General features: G+C 71.0%; 19 protein-coding genes. 1 reads left to right on the top strand and 18 read right to left on the bottom strand.

What is annotated here, in order from left to right; translation table 11 throughout:
* Positions 1–28 precede the first annotated feature (28 nt).
* The 9 genes from gmk to pyrR form a co-directional block, all read right to left on the bottom strand.
* Positions 29–613: a guanylate kinase gene (gmk, locus tag HC031_RS23995; protein WP_338090806.1), complete on the bottom strand. Its 585-nt coding sequence runs from the start codon at positions 611–613 to the stop codon at positions 29–31.
* A 20-nt stretch (positions 614–633) separates the two neighbouring features.
* Complete coding sequence (mihF, locus tag HC031_RS23990) at positions 634–957, bottom strand: integration host factor, actinobacterial type (RefSeq protein ID WP_167927663.1); 324 nt, start codon at positions 955–957, stop codon at positions 634–636.
* A 143-nt stretch (positions 958–1,100) separates the two neighbouring features.
* A complete protein-coding gene (gene pyrF, locus HC031_RS23985) occupies positions 1,101–1,946 on the bottom strand; it encodes an orotidine-5'-phosphate decarboxylase (protein ID WP_167927662.1) in 846 nt (281 codons plus the stop codon).
* Positions 1,946–2,965: a quinone-dependent dihydroorotate dehydrogenase gene (locus HC031_RS23980; protein ID WP_167927661.1), complete on the bottom strand. Its 1,020-nt coding sequence runs from the start codon at positions 2,963–2,965 to the stop codon at positions 1,946–1,948. Before HC031_RS23980 ends, pyrF begins: the two co-directional genes overlap by 1 nt.
* A 6-nt stretch (positions 2,966–2,971) precedes the next feature.
* Positions 2,972–6,337 (bottom strand): carbamoyl-phosphate synthase large subunit, encoded by a 3,366-nt coding sequence (gene carB / locus HC031_RS23975; protein WP_167927660.1) that lies wholly within the window; start codon positions 6,335–6,337, stop codon positions 2,972–2,974.
* Positions 6,330–7,439 carry a glutamine-hydrolyzing carbamoyl-phosphate synthase small subunit gene (carA, locus tag HC031_RS23970; RefSeq protein ID WP_167927659.1) on the bottom strand — a complete coding sequence of 370 codons (1,110 nt, stop codon included), beginning with the start codon at positions 7,437–7,439 and terminating at the stop codon, positions 6,330–6,332. Before carA ends, carB begins: the two co-directional genes overlap by 8 nt.
* Entirely contained in the window at positions 7,436–8,719 is a 1,284-nt protein-coding gene (locus HC031_RS23965) for a dihydroorotase (protein ID WP_167927658.1), read from the bottom strand. The genes carA and HC031_RS23965 overlap by 4 nt, the downstream gene beginning before the upstream one ends.
* Entirely contained in the window at positions 8,716–9,630 is a 915-nt protein-coding gene (locus HC031_RS23960; protein ID WP_167927657.1) for an aspartate carbamoyltransferase catalytic subunit, read from the bottom strand. The genes HC031_RS23965 and HC031_RS23960 overlap by 4 nt, the downstream gene beginning before the upstream one ends.
* Positions 9,627–10,151: a bifunctional pyr operon transcriptional regulator/uracil phosphoribosyltransferase PyrR gene (gene pyrR / locus HC031_RS23955; protein WP_420813673.1), complete on the bottom strand. Its 525-nt coding sequence runs from the start codon at positions 10,149–10,151 to the stop codon at positions 9,627–9,629. Before pyrR ends, HC031_RS23960 begins: the two co-directional genes overlap by 4 nt.
* Positions 10,152–10,550: 399 nt before the next feature.
* On the opposite strand from pyrR, the gene bldD reads away from it, so the two are divergent.
* Positions 10,551–11,039 (top strand): transcriptional regulator BldD, encoded by a 489-nt coding sequence (bldD, locus tag HC031_RS23950; protein ID WP_167927655.1) that lies wholly within the window; start codon positions 10,551–10,553, stop codon positions 11,037–11,039.
* A 66-nt stretch (positions 11,040–11,105) separates the two neighbouring features.
* Here the strand turns inward: bldD and nusB are convergent, their stop codons facing one another.
* The 9 genes from nusB to ruvX form a co-directional block, all read right to left on the bottom strand.
* Positions 11,106–11,516 carry a transcription antitermination factor NusB gene (nusB, locus tag HC031_RS23945; protein WP_167927698.1) on the bottom strand — a complete coding sequence of 137 codons (411 nt, stop codon included), beginning with the start codon at positions 11,514–11,516 and terminating at the stop codon, positions 11,106–11,108.
* Between the two features lie 55 nt (positions 11,517–11,571).
* Entirely contained in the window at positions 11,572–12,129 is a 558-nt protein-coding gene (gene efp / locus HC031_RS23940; protein WP_167927654.1) for an elongation factor P, read from the bottom strand.
* A 148-nt stretch (positions 12,130–12,277) separates the two neighbouring features.
* Positions 12,278–12,703 carry a type II 3-dehydroquinate dehydratase gene (gene aroQ / locus HC031_RS23935; RefSeq protein WP_167927653.1) on the bottom strand — a complete coding sequence of 142 codons (426 nt, stop codon included), beginning with the start codon at positions 12,701–12,703 and terminating at the stop codon, positions 12,278–12,280.
* Positions 12,700–13,776, bottom strand: a complete 1,077-nt coding sequence (gene aroB, locus HC031_RS23930; protein WP_167927652.1) for a 3-dehydroquinate synthase — start codon at positions 13,774–13,776, stop codon at positions 12,700–12,702. Before aroB ends, aroQ begins: the two co-directional genes overlap by 4 nt.
* Positions 13,773–14,288, bottom strand: coding sequence for a shikimate kinase (locus HC031_RS23925; RefSeq protein ID WP_167927651.1), 516 nt, complete (start codon positions 14,286–14,288; stop codon positions 13,773–13,775). Before HC031_RS23925 ends, aroB begins: the two co-directional genes overlap by 4 nt.
* A 70-nt stretch (positions 14,289–14,358) precedes the next feature.
* Entirely contained in the window at positions 14,359–15,537 is a 1,179-nt protein-coding gene (gene aroC, locus HC031_RS23920; RefSeq protein ID WP_167927650.1) for a chorismate synthase, read from the bottom strand.
* Between the two features lie 192 nt (positions 15,538–15,729).
* The gene (locus tag HC031_RS23915) at positions 15,730–16,542 is read right to left on the bottom strand and encodes a shikimate dehydrogenase (RefSeq protein ID WP_167927649.1); all 813 of its coding nucleotides are present in this window, start codon (positions 16,540–16,542) and stop codon (positions 15,730–15,732) included.
* A gap of 1 nt (position 16,543) precedes the next feature.
* The gene (mltG, locus tag HC031_RS23910; RefSeq protein WP_338090805.1) at positions 16,544–17,743 is read right to left on the bottom strand and encodes an endolytic transglycosylase MltG; all 1,200 of its coding nucleotides are present in this window, start codon (positions 17,741–17,743) and stop codon (positions 16,544–16,546) included.
* 47 nt (positions 17,744–17,790) lie between these two features.
* The gene (gene ruvX, locus HC031_RS23905) at positions 17,791–18,237 is read right to left on the bottom strand and encodes a Holliday junction resolvase RuvX (protein WP_167927647.1); all 447 of its coding nucleotides are present in this window, start codon (positions 18,235–18,237) and stop codon (positions 17,791–17,793) included.
* Between the last annotated feature and the right edge of the window lie 45 nt (positions 18,238–18,282).

Raw genomic sequence — 18,282 nt, 5'->3', positions numbered from 1 at the left:
TCCTCGAGACGGGGCTAGATGGTAGTCCTCAGCGGTACGCGGGAGAACCGAGCAAGCTTACCAGTTCATCGGCGGCGCGTTCGATGGAGTCGTTGACGACGACCTCGTCGAACTCCTTTTGCGCCTCCAGCTCCTCGTGGGCGTGCTGCAGCCGGCGCGCGATCATCTCGGGGTCCTCGGTGCCCCGGCCGGTCAGCCGGCGCTCCAGCTCCTCGACGCTGGGCGGGGCGAGGAAGACGAGCTGCGCCTCGGGCATGGCCGCGCGTACCTGGCGGGCACCCTGAATGTCGATCTTCAACAGCACCGGCGTGCCCATGGCGAGGTGCTTCTCGACCTCGATCCGCGGGGTGCCGTACAGGTTGCCCGCGAACTCGGCCCACTCGAGCAGGGCGCCCTCGGCCACCAGCCGCTCGAACTCGGTACGGCTGACGAAGTGGTAGTGCTTGCCGTCGATCTCGTAGTCACGCTTGCGACGGGTGGTGACCGAGACCGACAGGTGCACCCAATGGGTACGCGCCCGGATCAGCTCGATGACACTGTCCTTGCCGACCCCGCTGGGGCCGGAGAGGACCGTCAATCGAGCCGAAGCCGGGCGCGTGTCGTTGTTGCTCACTGCTTGTTTCTACACAACGGTCACTTGCCGTTGGCAGAGAACTCCCCAAGCAGTGCCTTGCGCTGCTGCTCGCCGAGGCCACGCAGGCGCCGGCTGTCGGCAATCTTGAGCTTCTCCATGATCTGAGTCGCTCGGATCTTGCCGATACCGGGCATGGCCTGCAGGACGGCCGACACCTTCAGCTTGCCGACGATGTCGTCAGACTCAGCTTGCTCGAGCACCTCGGCGAGCGTGGTCTTGCCTTGCTTGAGCTGCTCTTTGAGCTCAGCACGGGCTTTGCGGATCTCCGCAGCCTTCTCCAGAGCGGCAGCGCGCTGTTCGGGGCTCAATGACGGGAGCGGCACCAGGTCTCCTCGGGTCCCTTGACGAAACGGTGGTCCATGAATTGTGTGTTGCTAGCTGAATTGTGTTGTTGCTAGCGCGGGGAAAACTAGCGGTCCAGCGCGAATTCGGCAACGCCGGGGTACCTTGATCACATCTTGCCGCGTCATCCGATCGGCTGCACCACGCTCCGACAGACATCCAAAAGGCGCTCGATCGAATCCCGCAGCCGCGTCACGGACGGGCCCTGGGACAGTATCTCCCGGGAGTACGAGGGCAGCACCGCGCCGAGATCATCGCCGAAGACGGCGCGCAGGTCTTCGGGCCGGCCACCCTGCGCGCCGAGGCCCGGAACGAGCACCGGACCACCGAGCGCGCTCATGTCGTGCCCGGTGTCCCCGACGGTCGCACCGACCACGACACCGATATCACCAAGGGGGTTTACACCCGCGTTGACCTGCGAAACCTCGTCGATGACCGTCTGCGCGACGGTCCGGCCGTCGGCCGTACGGGCGTGCTGGAAGATCGGCCCTTCGGGGTTGGAGGTGAGCGCCAGCACGAAGACGCCACCCCCGGTGGCCACCGCCTTTTCGATCATCGGGCTGAGTGATCCGAACCCCAGATAGGGACTCGCCGTGATCGCGTCGGCGCGCAGCGGACTCGCCGGATCGAGGTACGCGTCGGCGTAGGCGGCCGCCGTCGAACCGATGTCACCGCGTTTGACGTCGAGGAGAACCAGGGCGCCCGCCTCGCGCAACTGTCGGAAAGCCGACTCAAGGACGGCAACGCCCTGTGACCCAAATCTCTCGAAGAAAGCCGACTGCGGCTTCACGACCGCCACCCGGTCAGCGACCGCCTCGACCACCGTTCGGGTGAATCGTTCGAGGCCGGACACGTTGTCCGGTAGCCCCCACGCCGACAGCAGCGCCGGGTGCGGATCGATGCCCACACACAACGGCCCTCGCGTGTCCATCGCGGCGCGCAGCCGCGCACCGAACCGGCCTTCCGTCATCAGCGCGCCCTTCCTCGACTCAAACCCCGCACGCTGGCGCGTACGAGTGCCGGACCGGCATAGATGAGACCCGAATACACCTGGATCAGGCTCGCGCCCGCGTCACGCAGCCGCACCGCGTCGTCCGGGCACATCACGCCGCCCACCCCGATCACCGGCAGCCGGCCGCCGGTCTCACGGGTCACGAACGCGACGACGTCGCGGGCCCGCCGCGTCAACGGGGCCCCGCTCAATCCACCCGCCTGGACCGCCCTCGCCGCGTCGGCGGGCGCCACGCCCTCACGCGAAAGGGTGGTGTTCGTGGCGATCAGCCCGGCCACCCCGTGCGCCTCGCACACCTCGAGCACCTCGCCCAGCGCCCCATCGGTGAGGTCGGGGGCCACCTTGACCAGCAGCGGCTTGGGCCCCACCGCCCGCAGCGCCGGCAGCAGCGCGTCGAGGTGGGCGCGGTCCTGCAGGGTACGCAGGCCCGGCGTGTTCGGCGACGAGACGTTGACGGCGAAGTAGTCCCCGTACGGGTACAGCGCCGACAGCGACGCCACGTAGTCGGCCACCGCCTCCTCCAGCGGCGTCACCTTCGACTTGCCGAGGCTGATGCCCAACGGCACCGGCAGCGGCCCCAACGCCGCCAGACGGGCCGCCAGGGCCCGCGCACCGGCGTTGTTGAAGCCCATCCGGTTGACGATCGCCCGGCTGGTCGGCAGCCGGTACAGCCGGGGGCGGTCGTTGCCCGGCTGCGCATGCCACGTGACGGTGCCGACCTCGACGAAGCCGAACCCGAGGGCCGGCCAGGCCGGCAGCGCCCGGCCGTCCTTGTCCATGCCCGCCGCGAGCCCCACCGGGTTGGGGAAGCGCACCCCGAAGACGGTCGTGGCCGCGCCCGGCGGCGAGTACGCCCGAGCCGGCGCGAACCGGCTCAGGCGGGCCAGCCACCGCAGCGTGGCCTCGTGGGCCGCCTCCGCGTCACCGCCCCCGACGCGGAACAGCACCGGCCGGGCCACCCGCTCGTAGAGGGTCACCTCACGTCACGCCTCGTCACCGCGCAGCGCCGCGTGCAGCTCCTGCAGCGGGCGTACGGTCATCTCGCCGCGCAGCAGCGCCTCGATGCCCATGACGGCCGCCGCGGCGCCCGGCAGGGTCGTGATGCACGGGATGTCGGCGGCCACGGCCGCGCTGCGGATCTCGTACCCGTCCATCCGCGCCCCCGAGCCCTGCGGCGTGTTGATGACCAGGCTCACCTCGCCCGACCCGATCAGCTCCACCGCGTCGCGGGTGCCGTCGTCGCCCTCGAAGTGCTTGCGCAGCACCTCGCACTCGACGCCGTAGCGGCGCAGCACCGACGCGGTGCCGTCGGTGGCGAGGATCGAGAAGCCCAGGTCGGCCAGGCGCTTGGCGGGGAAGACGATCCCCCGCTTGTCCCGGTTGGCCACGGTCACGAAGATCTTGCCCGACGTGGGCAGCGAGCCGTACGCCGCCGACTGCGACTTCGCGAAGGCGTGCCCGAACGCCCGGTCGATGCCCATGACCTCGCCGGTCGACTTCATCTCCGGGCCGAGCAGGCTGTCGACGCCCTTGCCCGCGCGGGTACGGAACCGCTTGAACGGCAGCACCGCCTCCTTGACCGCGATCGGGGCGCGCGGCGACGCGACACTGCCGTCACCCACGGGCGGCAGGATCCCTTCGGCCCGCAGCTCCTCGATCGAGGCGCCGAGCATGATCCGGGCCGCGGCCTTCGCCAGCTGCACGGCGGTCGCCTTCGACACGAACGGCACCGTACGCGAGGCGCGCGGATTGGCCTCCAGCACGTACAGCGCGTCGTCCTTGAGCGCGTACTGGACGTTGAGCAGGCCGCGCACCCCGATGCCGCGCGCGATCGCGGCGGTGTAGCGGCGTACCTCCTCGATGTGGGCCGCACCGAGCGTGATCGGCGGCAGCGCGCAGGAGGAGTCGCCGGAGTGGATGCCGGCCTCCTCGATGTGCTCCATGATGCCGCCGATGTACACCTCGCCGGTCGCGTCGCACAGCGCGTCCACGTCGATCTCGATGGCGTCGTCGAGGAACCGGTCGACCAGCACCGGGTGCTCCGGCGAGATCGCCGTGGCCCGCGCGATGTAGTCGCGCAGCGTCGCCTCGTCGTAGACGATCTCCATGCCCCGGCCGCCGAGGACGTAGCTCGGCCGGACCAGCACCGGGTACCCGATCTCGTCGGCGATGCGCTTGGCCTCCGGGAAGCTGGTCGCGGTGCCGTGGGCCGGCGCCCGCAGCCCGGCCTCGTCGAGCAGCTTGCCGAACGCGCCGCGCTCCTCGGCCAGGTGGATCGACGCCGGCGACGTGCCGACGATCGGCAGCCCGGCCGCGGCCATCCGCCGGGCCAGGCCGAGCGGGGTCTGACCGCCGAGCTGGACGATCACGCCGACGACGCCCGGCCCGCCCGCGGCCCTGCCGCTTTCGTCCTCGGCGTGGAACACCTCGAGAACGTCCTCGAAGGTCAGCGGCTCGAAGTACAGCCGGTCGGCGGTGTCGTAGTCGGTCGACACCGTCTCCGGGTTGCAGTTGACCATGACAGTCTCGTAGCCGGCCGCCCGCAGCGCCATGACCGCGTGCACGCAGGAGTAGTCGAACTCGATGCCCTGGCCGATCCGGTTGGGGCCGGAGCCCAGGATCATCACCTTCGGCCGGTCGGACGGGCCGACCTCGGTCTCGAAGTCGTACGACGAGTAGTGGTACGGCGTCTTCGCGGCGAACTCGGCCGCGCAGGTGTCGACCGTCTTGTACACCGGGCGCAGGCCGAGGCGGTGGCGCAGGGTCCGCACGCCGTCCTCACCGGCCAGCTCCGGGCGCAGCGCCGCGATCTGCTTGTCCGACAGCCCGGCGCGCTTGGCCCGGCGCAGCAGCGCCTCGTCCAGGACGGCCGCGGCCACGATCTCGGCGCGCAGGTCCACGAGCGACGCGATCTGGTCGACGAACCAGGGGTCCAAGCCGGACGCCTCGGCCACCTCGTCGACCGACGCGCCGAGCCGCAGGGCCCACTCCACCGTGTACAGCCGGCCGTCGTGCGGGGTGCGCAGCCGTCGCAGCACCTCGGCGCGGGCCGCCGCGGCCGGGTCGTCGACCGCCTCGGCGCTCGCGTCCGGCGGCGCGACCAGCACCGGGTCGGGCACCGTCCAGAACCCGGCGGCCTTCGTCTCGACCGAGCGCATCGCCTTGTTGAGGGCCTCGGTGAAGTTGCGGCCCAGCGCCATCGCCTCACCGACCGACTTCATGGTCGTGGTCAGCTCGGGGTCGGCGCCCGGGAACTTCTCGAAGGCGAAGCGGGGAATCTTCACCACGACGTAGTCGAGCGTCGGCTCGAACGCCGCCGGGGTCTCCCGGGTGATGTCGTTGGGGATCTCGTCGAGGGTGTACCCGATGGCCAGCTTCGCGGCGATCTTCGCGATCGGGAAGCCGGTCGCCTTCGACGCGAGCGCCGACGAGCGCGACACCCGGGGGTTCATCTCGATGACGACCAGGCGCCCGTTGTCCGGGTTCACCGCGAACTGGATGTTGCAGCCGCCGGTGTCGACGCCGACCTCGCGCAGCACCGCGATGCCGAGGTCACGCAGCCGCTGGTACTCGCGGTCGGTGAGCGTCATGGCCGGCGCCACGGTGACCGAGTCACCGGTGTGGACACCCATCGCGTCGACGTTCTCGATGGAGCAGACGACGACCACGTTGTCGTTGCGGTCGCGCATCAGCTCCAGCTCGTACTCCTTCCAGCCGAGCACGCTCTCCTCGATGAGGACCTCGTGGACCGGAGAGGCGGCCAGGCCGGTGCCGGCGATGCGCTCCAGATCCTCGTCCGTGTGCGCCATGCCGGAGCCGAGGCCGCCCATGGTGAACGACGGCCGGATCACCACCGGCAGGCCGAGCTCGGCGACCGTCTCCCGGACCTCGTCCATGGAGTGGCAGACCCGGCTGCGCGGCGTCTCCCCACCCGCTCGGGCCACGATCTCCTTGAACAGCTGCCGGTCCTCGCCGCGGCGGATCGCGTCGATGTCGGCGCCGATCAGCTCCACGCCGTACTTCTCCAGCACGCCGGCCTCGTGCAGCGCGACGGCGGTGTTCAGCGCGGTCTGGCCGCCCAGCGTCGCCAGCAGCGCGTCCGGGCGCTCCTTGGCGATCACCTTCTCGACGAAATCGGGCGTGATGGGCTCGACGTACGTGGCGTCCGCGAACTCCGGGTCGGTCATGATCGTTGCCGGGTTGGAGTTGACGAGCGTGACCCGCAGCCCCTCGGCACGCAGCACCCGGCAGGCCTGGGTACCGGAGTAGTCGAACTCGCAGGCCTGTCCGATGACGATCGGGCCGGACCCGATGACGAGTACGTGGTTGATATCGGTCCGTTTAGGCACGCTGCACCAGCTCCAGCAGGCGATCGAAAAGGTAGTCGGCGTCGTGCGGGCCCGCCGCGGCCTCCGGGTGGTACTGCACGGAGAACGCCGGCGCGTCCAGCAGGCGCAGCCCCTCGACCACGTTGTCGTTGAGGCAGACGTGGCTCACTTCGGCCCGGCCGAAGTCGGTGTCCACGGTGTCGCCGATCGGCGCTGCGACGGCGAAGCCGTGGTTGTGTGCGGTCACCTCGACCTTGCCGGTGGTCCGGTCGAGCACCGGCTGGTTGATGCCGCGGTGGCCGTACTTGAGCTTGTAGGTACCCAGCCCCAGCGCCCGGCCGAGGATCTGGTTGCCGAAGCAGATGCCGAACAGCGGCACCTTGCGTGCCAGCAGCGACCGGGTCAGCGCGACCTGGGGGTCCGCCGTGGCCGGGTCGCCCGGCCCGTTGGACAGGAACACCGCGTCGGCGCCGGTCGCGAGGACCTCGTCGACGGTCGCGGTCGCCGGCAGGACGTGCGTGGTGATGCCGCGGGCGGCCATCCGGCGCGGAGTGTTGCGCTTGATGCCCAGGTCGATCGCGGCCACCGTGAGCCGGTGCTCGCCGTCGGCGGAGACCACGTACGGCTGCGCCGTGGTCACGTCGGCGACCAGGTCGGCGCCGGCCATCTCCGGCTGCTGACGTACCCGCTCCAACAGCGAATCAGCGCCGTCCACACTGGAGATCCCCACCCGCATCGCGCCGCGCTCGCGCAGGTGCCGGGTCAGCGCCCGGGTGTCGATCTCGCAGATGCCCACGACGCCCTCGGCGGCCAGCCGCTCCTCCAGGCCGCCGCCGGCGCGCCAGTTGGAGTAGCTGCGCGAGGGATCGCGTACGACGTATCCGGCGACCCAGATCCGATCGGACTCGTCGTCCTCGCCGTTGACCCCCGTGTTGCCGATGTGCGGGGCCGTCATGATGACGACCTGCCGGTGGTAGGACGGGTCGGTCAGGGTCTCCTGGTACCCGGTCATTCCCGTGGAGAAGACCGCCTCACCGAAGGTCTCCCCGACGGCGCCGTACGCCTCGCCGTGGAACGTCGTGCCGTCTTCGAGCACGAGTACCGCGCTTCGCCGCCTCGTCATTTAACAGCCTTTCCGTCGAGGACCGTCGGTTCGCCGTGCAGGAACGTGGCGACCACCCGGCCCGGCAGCGTCATCGCCGCGTAAGGGGTGTTCCGGCTGCGGCTGGCCAGCCCGGCCGGGTCGACCGTCCAGCGGGCGGCCGGGTCGACCAGGGTCAGGTTGGCCGGCGCGCCCGCGGCCGGCTCGAGGCCGTGCCCGGTCAGGCCGGCGATGCGGGCCGGGGTGCGCGACATCCGTTCCGCGATCCCATCCCAGCCCAGCTCGTCACCGACCACGTCGAGCACGATCGACAGCGCCGTCTCCAGCCCGAGCATGCCCGGCCGGGCGTACGCCCACTCGCACTCCTTGTCCTCCACCGCGTGCGGCGCGTGGTCGGTCGCCACGATGTCGATGACCCCCTCGACCAGGGCCGCCCGGAGCGCCGCCACGTCGGTGGCCGTACGCAGCGGCGGGTTGACCTTGAACACGGGGTCGTACGAGGTGGCCCGCTCGTCGGTGAGCAGCAGGTGGTGCGGCGTGACCTCGGCGGTCACCCGGATGCCGCGGCCCTTGGCCCAGCGCAGGATCTCGACACTGCCGGCGGTCGACACGTGGCACACGTGCAGCCGCGCGCCGACGTGCTCGGCCAGCAGCACGTCCCGGGCGATGATCGACTCCTCGGCCACCGCGGGCCAGCCGGTCATGCCCAGGCGGGCGGCGACCTCACCCTCGTGCATCTGCGCGCCGGAGGTCAGGCGCGGCTCCTCGGCGTGCTGGGCGACCACGCCGTCGAACGCCTTGACGTACTCGAGGGCCCGGCGCATCAGCCGGGGGTCGGCGACGCAGTTGCCGTCGTCGGAGAAGATCCGCACCCGGGCGGCGGAGTCGGCCATCGCGCCCAGCTCGGCGAGCTGCTCGCCGGCTAGGCCGACGGTGACCGCGCCGATCGGCTGCACGTCGACCAGCCCGGCCTCCCGACCCAGCCGCCACACCTGCTCGACCACGCCCGCCGTGTCGGCGACCGGCGAGGTGTTGGCCATCGCGCAGACGGCGGTGTACCCGCCGAGCGCCGCCGAGCGCGAGCCGGTCTCGACCGTCTCGGCGTCCTCACGGCCGGGCTCGCGCAGGTGGGTGTGCAGGTCCACCAGGCCGGGCAGCGCGACGAGACCGTCGGCGTCGACGACCTGCGCGCCGGCAGCGGACAGGCCGGTACCGATCTCGGCGACGACGCCGTCGCGGATCAGCAGGTCCTTTTTCTGGCCCCCGAGGATCCGGGCGCCCTTGATGACGTACGTGGTCATGCCTTGCCCCCCAGCAGTAGGTAGAGCACGGCCATCCGGACGCTCACGCCGTTGGCGACCTGCTCGACGATGGTGGAGCGCGGGGAGTCCGCGACCTCCGGGGTGATCTCCATACCGCGGTTCATCGGGCCGGGGTGCATGACGATGGCGTGCTCCGGCAGCCGGCGCATCCGCGCGACATCCAGGCCGTAACGGCGGGAGTACTCCCGCGCGGACGGGAAGTACGCCTGGTCCATCCGCTCGCGCTGCACCCGCAGCATCATCACCACGTCGGCGTCGGGCAGTACCGAGTCGAGGTGGTAGCTGGTCTCGGCCGGCCAGGCGTCCACCCCGACCGGCAGCAGCGTCGGCGGCGCGATCAGCGTGACCTTCGCGCCCAGGGTGTGCAGCAGCAGCACGTTGGAACGGGCCACCCGGCTGTGCAGGACGTCGCCGACGATCGCGACGTTCAGGCCGGCCAGGCGGCCCAGCCGGGACCGCATCGTGTATGCGTCGAGCAGCGCCTGGGTCGGGTGCTCGTGGGTGCCGTCGCCGGCGTTGACCACGGTGCCGTCGATCCAGTTGGCCAGCCGGTGCGGCGCGCCGGAGGCGGAGTGGCGGATGACGACCGCGTCGGCGCCCATCGCCTGCAGCGTCAGCGCGGTGTCCTTGAGGCTCTCCCCCTTGGACACGCTCGACCCCTTGGCCGAGAAGTTGATGACGTCGGCGCTCAATCGCTTCGCCGCGGCCTCGAACGAGATGCGGGTGCGGGTGGAGTCCTCGTAGAAGAGGTTGACCACGGTGCGCCCGCGCAGCGTCGGCAGCTTCTTCACCTCGCGGTCAGCGAGCGCGGCCATCTCGGCGGCGGTGTCGAGCACCATCGTGGCAGTCCCGGCGTCCAGGTCCGCGGCCGACAGCAGATGTCGGATCATCGGACACCCCCCAGCAGCCGCACCTCGTCCACGCCGTCGGTCTCGGTCAGCGCGACCCGTACGTTCTCGGCGAGGGCCGTCGGGATGTTCTTGCCCACGTAGTCGGCGCGGATCGGCAGCTCCCGGTGGCCGCGGTCGACCAGGACGGCCAGCTGCACCACGCTCGGCCGGCCGAGGTCACCGAGCGCGTCGAGGGCGGCGCGGACGGTACGGCCGGAGAACAGCACGTCGTCGATGAGGATCACCCGCCGGCCGTCGATGCCGCCGGGCGGCAGCTCGGTCCGGCCGAGCGCCCGCGCGCCGCGCAGCCGCAGGTCGTCGCGGTAGAGGGTGACGTCGAGCGCGCCGACCGGCACGGTCACCCCTTCGAAGGTGTGGATGCGCTCGGCGAGCCGGTGGGCCAGGGGCACGCCCCGGGTCGGCACGCCGAGCAGGATCGTGTCGGCCGCGCCGGACGTCTTCTCCAGAATCTGGTGTGCGATCCGGTCCACCACTCGGGCGATGTCGGCCGCCGAGAGGATCGTCTTCGCTGGCCCCTCGGGGGATACGTCAGTTTCTGAGGGTGACGGAGCGGAGACAGCGACCGGGGCGGAGGAGACGGGGGCCGGCACGGTGCCGTCGGGGCGCGTGGCCGGCTCACCGGGGGCCCGGAAAGCGGGTGTACCAGGGGATCCAGTGCGCTGGGAGGCGTCGGAGCCGGACTGCCGGCCAGATGATGGATACGACAAAATGGACCTCCTTCCCCGCCTCGCTGGACGGGTCGTTAAAGGACGTCAAGGCCGTCGACCAGCCTAGCAACCCATCTGAGCAGGGAACCGGAAGGGTCGTGAGTACTTGACCACATCTCACATCCCGGTTACCATCACGCTCCGTAGCGATCGCTCGGGAGACCCCTCGGGCCAGTGACTGGGAGTATCCGTATGCCGTCTGAGTACGCCAAGTCCCTTGGCGCCCGCCTGCGCTCCATCCGCCAGCAGCAGGGGCTTTCCCTGCAGGGGGTGGAGGAGAAGTCGGCCGGGCGCTGGAAGGCCGTCGTCGTCGGCTCGTACGAGCGCGGCGACCGCGCCGTGACCGTCTCGCGCCTGGCCGAGCTCGCCGAGTTCTACCGGGTGCCGGTCGCCGAACTGCTCCCCGAGGGCAGCGGCGTCCGCCACGAGCCCACCAACAAGATCGTCCTCGACCTGGAGAAGCTGTACGACCAGGCGGCCGACGATCTCGCGTACGTCGCCCGGTACGCCCGGGCCATCCAGCAGCAGCGTGGCGACTACAACGGCCGGGTGCTCTCGATCCGGGCCGACGACCTGCGCGCGCTCGCCATCGTCTACGACAGCTCGCCCTCGGGCCTGGTCGAGCGGCTCACCGAGGCCGGCGTCACCGTTTCCGACCCGCGCAGCCTGTTCAACTCCTGAACCGATCGAGGAGAAGTGACCGGCGGGGGGTCACTTCTCCTCGATCGTTTCGGTTTCAGCTCGGTTTCAGCGGGTCGCGTACTCGGCGATCCGCCCGAGCACGCCGTTGAGGAAGCGCGGCGAATCGTCGGTGGACAGCGCTCGGGCCAGCTCCACCGCCTCGGTGATCGCGACCGCGTCGTCGATCTCTTCGCGGTACAACAGCTCGTAGACGGCGATCCGGGCGAGGTTGCGGTCGATGACCGGCATGCGGTCGAGCGTCCACCCCTCCGCATAGCTCGCGATCAGCTCGTCGATGCGGTCGTGGCGGCTCGCCACCCCCTCGGCCAGCGCCACGGTGTAGTCGAGCTGCTCGGGCCGCGGCTCGGGCAGCCGCTCCAGGTAGGCGGCCAGCACGTCAGTGATCGGCGACTCCCGGAGATCCGCCTCGTAGAGCACGTCCAGCGCCCGCTTACGGGCCTTGCGGCGCGCCGACATCGTCGAGGTGACGTCGCCGGTGAAGCTACTGCCGCGGGGTTTGCTCACGACCGGCTCACGCCCGCCCGAGATAGCGGCCGTCGCGGGTGTCGACCTTGATCTTCTCGCCGGTGGAGATGAACAGCGGAACCGCCACGGTCGCGCCGGTCTCCACGGTCGCCGGCTTGTTGCCGCCGGTCGAGCGGTCGCCCTGCAGGCCGGGCTCGGTGTAGGTGATTTCCAGGATCACGCTCGTGGGCAGCTCGACGTAGAGCGGTACGCCCTCGTGGGTGGCGACGGTCGCCTCGGCCTCGGGCAGCAGGTACTTCGCGGCGTCGCCGACGGTCGCGCCCGGCACCGGGATCTGGTCGTAGGTGTCGAGGTCCATGAAGATGAAGTCGTCACCGTCGGCATACAGGTACTGCATGGTCCGCTTGTCGACCGTCGCCGTGTCGACCTTGGTGCCGGCGTTGAACGTGCGGTCGACAACCTTGCCGGAGAGCACGTTCTTCAGCGTGGTGCGCACGAACGCGCCGCCCTTACCCGGCTTGACGTGCTGGAACTCCACGACGGTCCACAGCTCGCCGTCAAGGTTGAGGACCAGGCCGTTCTTGAGGTCATTGGTGGTGGCCATACGTACGCGCGTCTCCGTCTTCGGCTGCCTACTGAACCGAAGAAGTGTACCCATCGCGACGCGGCCGCCAGGCCATGCCCCCACCCCTTCTTCCGGGATCTTGGACACTCAGCGGTGCCACGGGCCCGCCAGGTGTCCAAGATCGCTGTCAGGAACGGGCGAGGTGGTGCAGCGCGAGCCGGTACCCGTCGACGCCGAGCCCGCAGATGACCCCCGTCGCGACGGCGGACACCACCGAGTGGTGCCGGAACTCCTCCCGCGCGTGGATGTTGGAGATGTGCACCTCCACCAGCGGGCCGGTCAGCATGGCGCAGGCGTCCCGCAGCGCGTACGAGTAGTGCGACCAGGCGCCGGGGTTGAGCACCACCGCGGCCTCGGTGTCGGCGGCCTCATGCAGCCAGGCCAGCATCTCGTGCTCGGCGTCGGTCTGGCGGACCTCGACGTCGAGGCCCAGCTCCTTGCCGACCTCGACGCACATCCCGGCGAGCTCCGCGTACGTGGTCGAGCCGTAGATCACGGGCTGGCGGTTGCCCAGCCGACCCAGGTTGGGCCCGTTCAGCACGTAAACCTTCATGCCGCCACCTCCTGGTAGGCCGTGCGGAGCAGGTCGTCGGACGGATTGTCCAGGATCGACGGCTCCGCGAGCCCGTCGAGCACGACGAAACGCAGTCGCGACCCGCGCGCCTTCTTGTCCACGCGCATGGCCGCGTGCAGGTCCGGCCACGCCTCGGCGCCGTAGGACACCGGCAGGCCGAGCCGGGTCAGCACCGACCGGTGCCGGGCGGCGGTCTCCTCGTCGAGCCGGCCCGCATGGCGCGCCAGGGACGCGGCGTACACCAGGCCCACCGACACGGCGTGGCCGTGCTTCCAGCGGTACCCTTCGCGCTTCTCGATCGCGTGGCCCAGGGTGTGACCGTAGTTGAGGATCTCGCGCAGGCCGGACTCACGCAGATCCTCGCTGACGACTCTGGCCTTCACCCGCACCGCCCGCTCGACCAGGTCGCGCAGCGCCGCGCTGCCCGGATCGGTGGCGGCGACCGGGTCGGCCTCCACGACGTCGAGGATCCGCGGGTCGGCGATGAACCCGCACTTGACCACCTCGGCCAGCCCGGCGCGCAGGTCATCAGCGGGCAGGGTATCCAGCGTCGCCAGGTCGCAGAGCACGCCGGCGGGCGGGTGGAACGCCCCGACCAGGTTCTTGCCGGCGGCGGTGTTGACCCCGGTCTTCCCGCCGACGGCCGCGTCGACCATGCCGAGCAGGCTGGTCGGCACCTGCACCACGCGTACCCCGCGCAGCCAGCAGGCGGCGACGAAGCCGGCCAGGTCGGTGACCGCTCCCCCGCCGACGCCGACCACCGCATCGGTACGCGTGAAGCCCGCGCCGCCCAGCGCGTCCCAGCACCTGGCCGCGACCTCGATCGACTTGCCCGCTTCCGCGTCCGGCACCTCGATCGGTAACGGCGCGATACCCGCGTCACGCAACGTGACCGCGATGCGCTCGGCGTACGCCCGGAGCGGCGCGGCGTGGACCACCGCGACCTGGGCGGCGCCGCCCAGCAGCGCCGGCAGGCCGTCGCGCAGGTCACGCCCGACCAGCACCTGGTACGGCTGGTCCCCGCCGACCTCGATGACGGTGTGCCCGCTCATCGGCCGCCGAGCCCGAGCGCCGCCGCCACCTCGTCCGCGACCTCGTCTGGCGTACGGCCGTCGGTGGCCACCACGACCGTGGCGACCTCCTCGTAGAGCGGCCGGCGCTGATCCAGCAGGTGGCGCAGGGTCGCCCGCGGGTTCATCGCCAGCACCGGCCGGCCCGCGCCGAACCCGACCCGCTTGAGCGCGTCCGGTAGCTCGACCGACAGGTACACGACCCGGTGGTCGGCGAGCCGCTTGCGGGTCTGCGGGTCCAGAATCGCCCCTCCGCCGAGGGCCAGCACGCCCGCGAACCCGTCGAGCGCGGCGGCCACCGCGTCGCGCTCCAGCTCCCGGAAGCGCTCCTCGCCGTCGTCGATGAAGATGTCGGGGATCGGCTTGCCGGCGGCCGCCTCGATGTCGGCGTCCACGTCGCGGAACGGCACGCCCAGCCGCTCGGCAACCAGCCCGCCGACCGTGGTCTTGCCCGCGCCCATCATGCCGACGAGCACACACACCGGGGTGCTCATGCCGTCACCTCGCTGCGCTCTGCGCGCAGTCTGGCTCGCGCCGCTGCGCCTTGCGACCCAGACCACGCGCTCACGCGATCACCAGGTTCTCGAGGTACCCGCGCAGGTTGCGCTGGATCTCCGCGACCGAGTCGCCGCCGAACTTCTCCAGCGCCGCCTCGGCGAGCACGAGCGCGACCATCGCCTCGGCGACGACCGCGGCGGCCGGCACGGCGCACACGTCCGACCGCTGGTTGATCGCCGTCGCCGGCTCGCCGGTCGTCACGTCGACGGTCTGCAGCGCCCGGTTCAGGGAGGAGATCGGCTTCATGGCGGCGCGTACCCGCACCGGCTCGCCGTTGGTGATGCCGCCCTCCAGCCCGCCGGCGCGGTCGGTGACCCGCCGGACGCCGTCGGGCGTCGGAATGATCTCGTCGTGGGCCTGCGAGCCACGCGACCTGGCCTGGGTGAAGGCGTCGCCGATCTCGACACCCTTGATCGCCTGGATCGACATCAGGGCCGTGGCCAGGCGGGCGTCGAGCTTGCGGTCCCACTGGACGTGGGTGCCCAGCCCCGGCGGCACCCCGTACGCGAGCACCTCCACGATGCCGCCGAGCGTGTCGGCGTCCTTCTTGGCGGCGTCGACCTCCTCGACCATGCGCGCGCTCGCGTCCGGGTCGAGGCAGCGCAGCGGGTCGGCGTCGATGCGCTCGGCGTCCTCGGGGCGCGGCAGCAGCCCCGGCTTGGCCGCCACCGAACCGAGCTCGACCACGTGCGAGACGATCTCGATGCCCAGCGCCTGCTTGAGGAGGGCCTTGGCGACAGTGCCCACAGCGACCCGCGCGGCGGTCTCCCGCGCGCTGGCCCGCTCCAGGATCGGCCGGGCGTCGGTGTGGCCGTACTTCTGCATGCCGGCGAGGTCGGCGTGGCCGGGGCGGGGGCGGGTCAGCGGCGCGTTGCGCGCCAGGCTCGCCAACTCGTCGGCGTCGACCGGATCGGCCGACATCACCTTCTCCCACTTGGGCCACTCGGTGTTGCCGACGCGGACCGCCACCGGGCTGCCCAGCGTGAGCCCGTGCCGGACGCCGCCGAGAATCTCGACCTCGTCCTGCTCGAAGCTCATCCGGGCGCCCCGGCCGTAGCCCAGGCGACGGCGCCCCAGCTCATGAGCGATCTCGGCGCTCGTCACCGCGACCCCGGCGGGCAGTCCCTCCAGGATCGCCACGAGCGACGGTCCGTGTGATTCTCCAGCGGTCAACCAGCGCAGCACGCGTCACAGTCTGGCACGCCGAGCGAGCGCCCGGACGTCCGATCCCACGTCAGGGCCCCGTCAGCAGGGAAAAGTAGCGTCGGTCACACCGCGGTCCGGCGCAGCACGAGCAGCGCGACGTCATTGGCCACGATCAACGACGGACGGTCAGCGCAGCCCGTCGCGGCGGCCCAGCCGCGGCTCTACCGCGGCTCAACCGCGAGCCCGCCGGAGCGCCGCCCGCATCGCGTCCACCGGCGCGGTCACGCCGGTGAACTGCTCGAACTGGTGTACGGCCTGGGCGAGCAGCAGGTCCAGGCCGGACACGACCGGGCAGCCGGCCCGCGCGGCGGCGGCGGCGAGCGGCGTCGGCCACGGCTCGTACAGCGCGTCGAACAGCACCACCGAGGGCCGCCACCGGACCGCCTCGGCGAGCCCGTCAGCCGCGCCCTTGGGGACGGTCGAGATCACCACCTGCGCGTCGGCGCAGCCCGCGGCGTCGTCCCAGGCGGCACCGGTCAACTCCACCCCGAGCGCCGCGGCCACCGGCGCCAACTGGTCGATCGCCGAGTGCCGGCGCGCGTACACCGTGACCTTCGCGCCCAGCGCTCCCGCGGCGGCGAGCGCCGCACGCGCCGTTCCGCCGGCGCCGAGCACCGCGATCTCGGCCGCCGCCGTGACGCCGGCCCCAGCGAGCGCGTCGACCATCCCCGGCGCGTCCGTGTTGTCCGCGCGCCAGCCGCGCTCGTCCCGGACGAGGGTGTTGGCCGCGCCGAGGGCCGCCGCGACCGGCGTCACCGCGTCTGCGACCGTGAGCGCGACCTCCTTGAGCGGCATGGTGAGCGACAGCCCGGCCCACTCCGGGCCGAGGCCGGCCACCAGACCGGCCAGCTCGGCCTCGGCGCACTCGGTCGCCGTGTACCGCCAGTCGGACAGGCCGGCGGCCGCGTACCCGGCGTTGTGGATCACCGGCGACAGCGAGTGGGCGATCGGCTTTCCGAGTACGGCGGCGCGGTGTACCGGCATATCAGAGCACACCGTTCTTCTTCGCGAGCTCGACGTTCTGCTGGAACTCCTGGAACGTGTCGGAGAAGCCGGTGTGGCCCTGCTTGTCGATGGTCACGAAGTACAGCCACTGGCCGTCGGCCGGCGACTGCGCCGCCTGCATGGCCTCCTTGCCGGGGTTGGAGATGGGACCGATCGGCATCCCGGCGACGTCATGGGTGTTGTACGGGTCGTTGGGGTCGTGCAGCTGCGAGACGGTCAGGTTCTTGGAGTCCTGCGCCTCCTTGCCGGAGATGCGCAGCCAGTAGTTGACCGTGCTGTCGAGCTGCAGGCAGGAGCACGGGAACTTGCCGCTGTAGACGCGGTTGTACAGGACCCGGGCGACCTTGGTCATGTCCTCCGGCAGCGGCGCCTCGGCCTGTGCGATCGACGCGGCGATGAGGCCCTCGTACGGGGAGATGTTGCGGGTGTTCTGCACGGTGTCCGAGAACTTCAGCTCGGCGTTGACGGAGTTGAACTTGTTGACCATGGTCGACAAGACCGTCTTGGCGTCGACCCCCGGGTTGAACTCGTAGGTCGCCGGGAACAGGAAGCCCTCGATCGACTTGGCCACGGGCTTACCGTCGTTGCGCTTGAACCACCACTCCGGCACACCGAGGGCGACCGGATCCTTCGCCGCCTCCTGGAAGTCGGCCACCGGGATCTTCGTCGCCTTCGACAGCAGCTCGAACGCCGCGAGGCTGATCGTGCCTTCCGGGATCGTCACCTTGGCCGAGATCTTGTTGATCAGGTTGCCGGCGGAGTCCGTGGCCAGGAGCGCCGTGAGAGCGGTCTTGGCCCGCATGTGCTTGTGGAGCTTGTAGGTACCGGGCTGGACCTGGTCACCGCGGGGGTCGGCCTTGGCGGCGTCCACGAACGCCTTGGCGCTCTTGACGACGCCGGCCTTGAAGAGGGTGTTGGCGATGTCGGTGGCCGTCTCCCCGCTGTTCACCTGCACCTGCGCGTCCCCGGTGCCGGCGCCCGTGTAGTCGGGCGCGGTGAAGAAGTTTTTCACCGCCGCGTAGCCGTACCACCCGCCGACGCCCAGGACGCCGAGGAGGACGACGCTGAGCAGGAGCGCGAGGAGGCTGCGGCCACGTCGTCGGGGTGTGCCGGGTTCGGTCCCGCGTTCGGCGGCGCGCTTGGCGCGGCGCATCGTGGAGCGCCGATGCCGATGTCGCACGCGCGCGCGATCCTGTTCATCGAACGCGAGCTCGAGCTCGTCCAACATCAGGGTCGCCTCCGCTGTGAGTCGAGCCAGGTCTGCAGGATCTCCACGGCGGCCGCCTGGTCCACGACCGCACGTTGGCGCTTGCCCCGTACGCCTCGCTCGGACAGCCTACGCGCCGCAGTTACCGTCGACATCCTCTCATCGACGAAAACCACCGGAACGGGATCGACGACAGCCGCTAGCTTGTCCGCGTATTGCCTGATGGCGGCCGCTGCCGGCCCTTCCTTCCCGGCCAGGTTGACGGGCAGCCCGACGACGACTTCGACGGCGTCGCGCTCAGTGGCCAGTCGGGCAATCTCCACCATGTCGGACGGAACGTCGCTACTCTCCGTAACATCCCGGGCCACGGTGACGAGCGGCGTCGCGAGAATGCCGTCGGGGTCGCAGACCGCGACCCCGACCCGCACCGTGCCGACGTCCACGCCCAGGCGGATACCCCGCCTCACCGGAGCCCTCCGAGATCTTGGACACTTACGGGGGCTATAGCCCGC

It is taken from the genome of Planosporangium thailandense (assembly GCF_011947195.1).
In the GTDB taxonomy this organism is placed as follows: domain Bacteria; phylum Actinomycetota; class Actinomycetes; order Mycobacteriales; family Micromonosporaceae; genus Planosporangium; species Planosporangium thailandense.
Note: the sequence above shows the minus strand (reverse complement) of the source record. Positions and strands in the feature narration are given on the sequence as shown.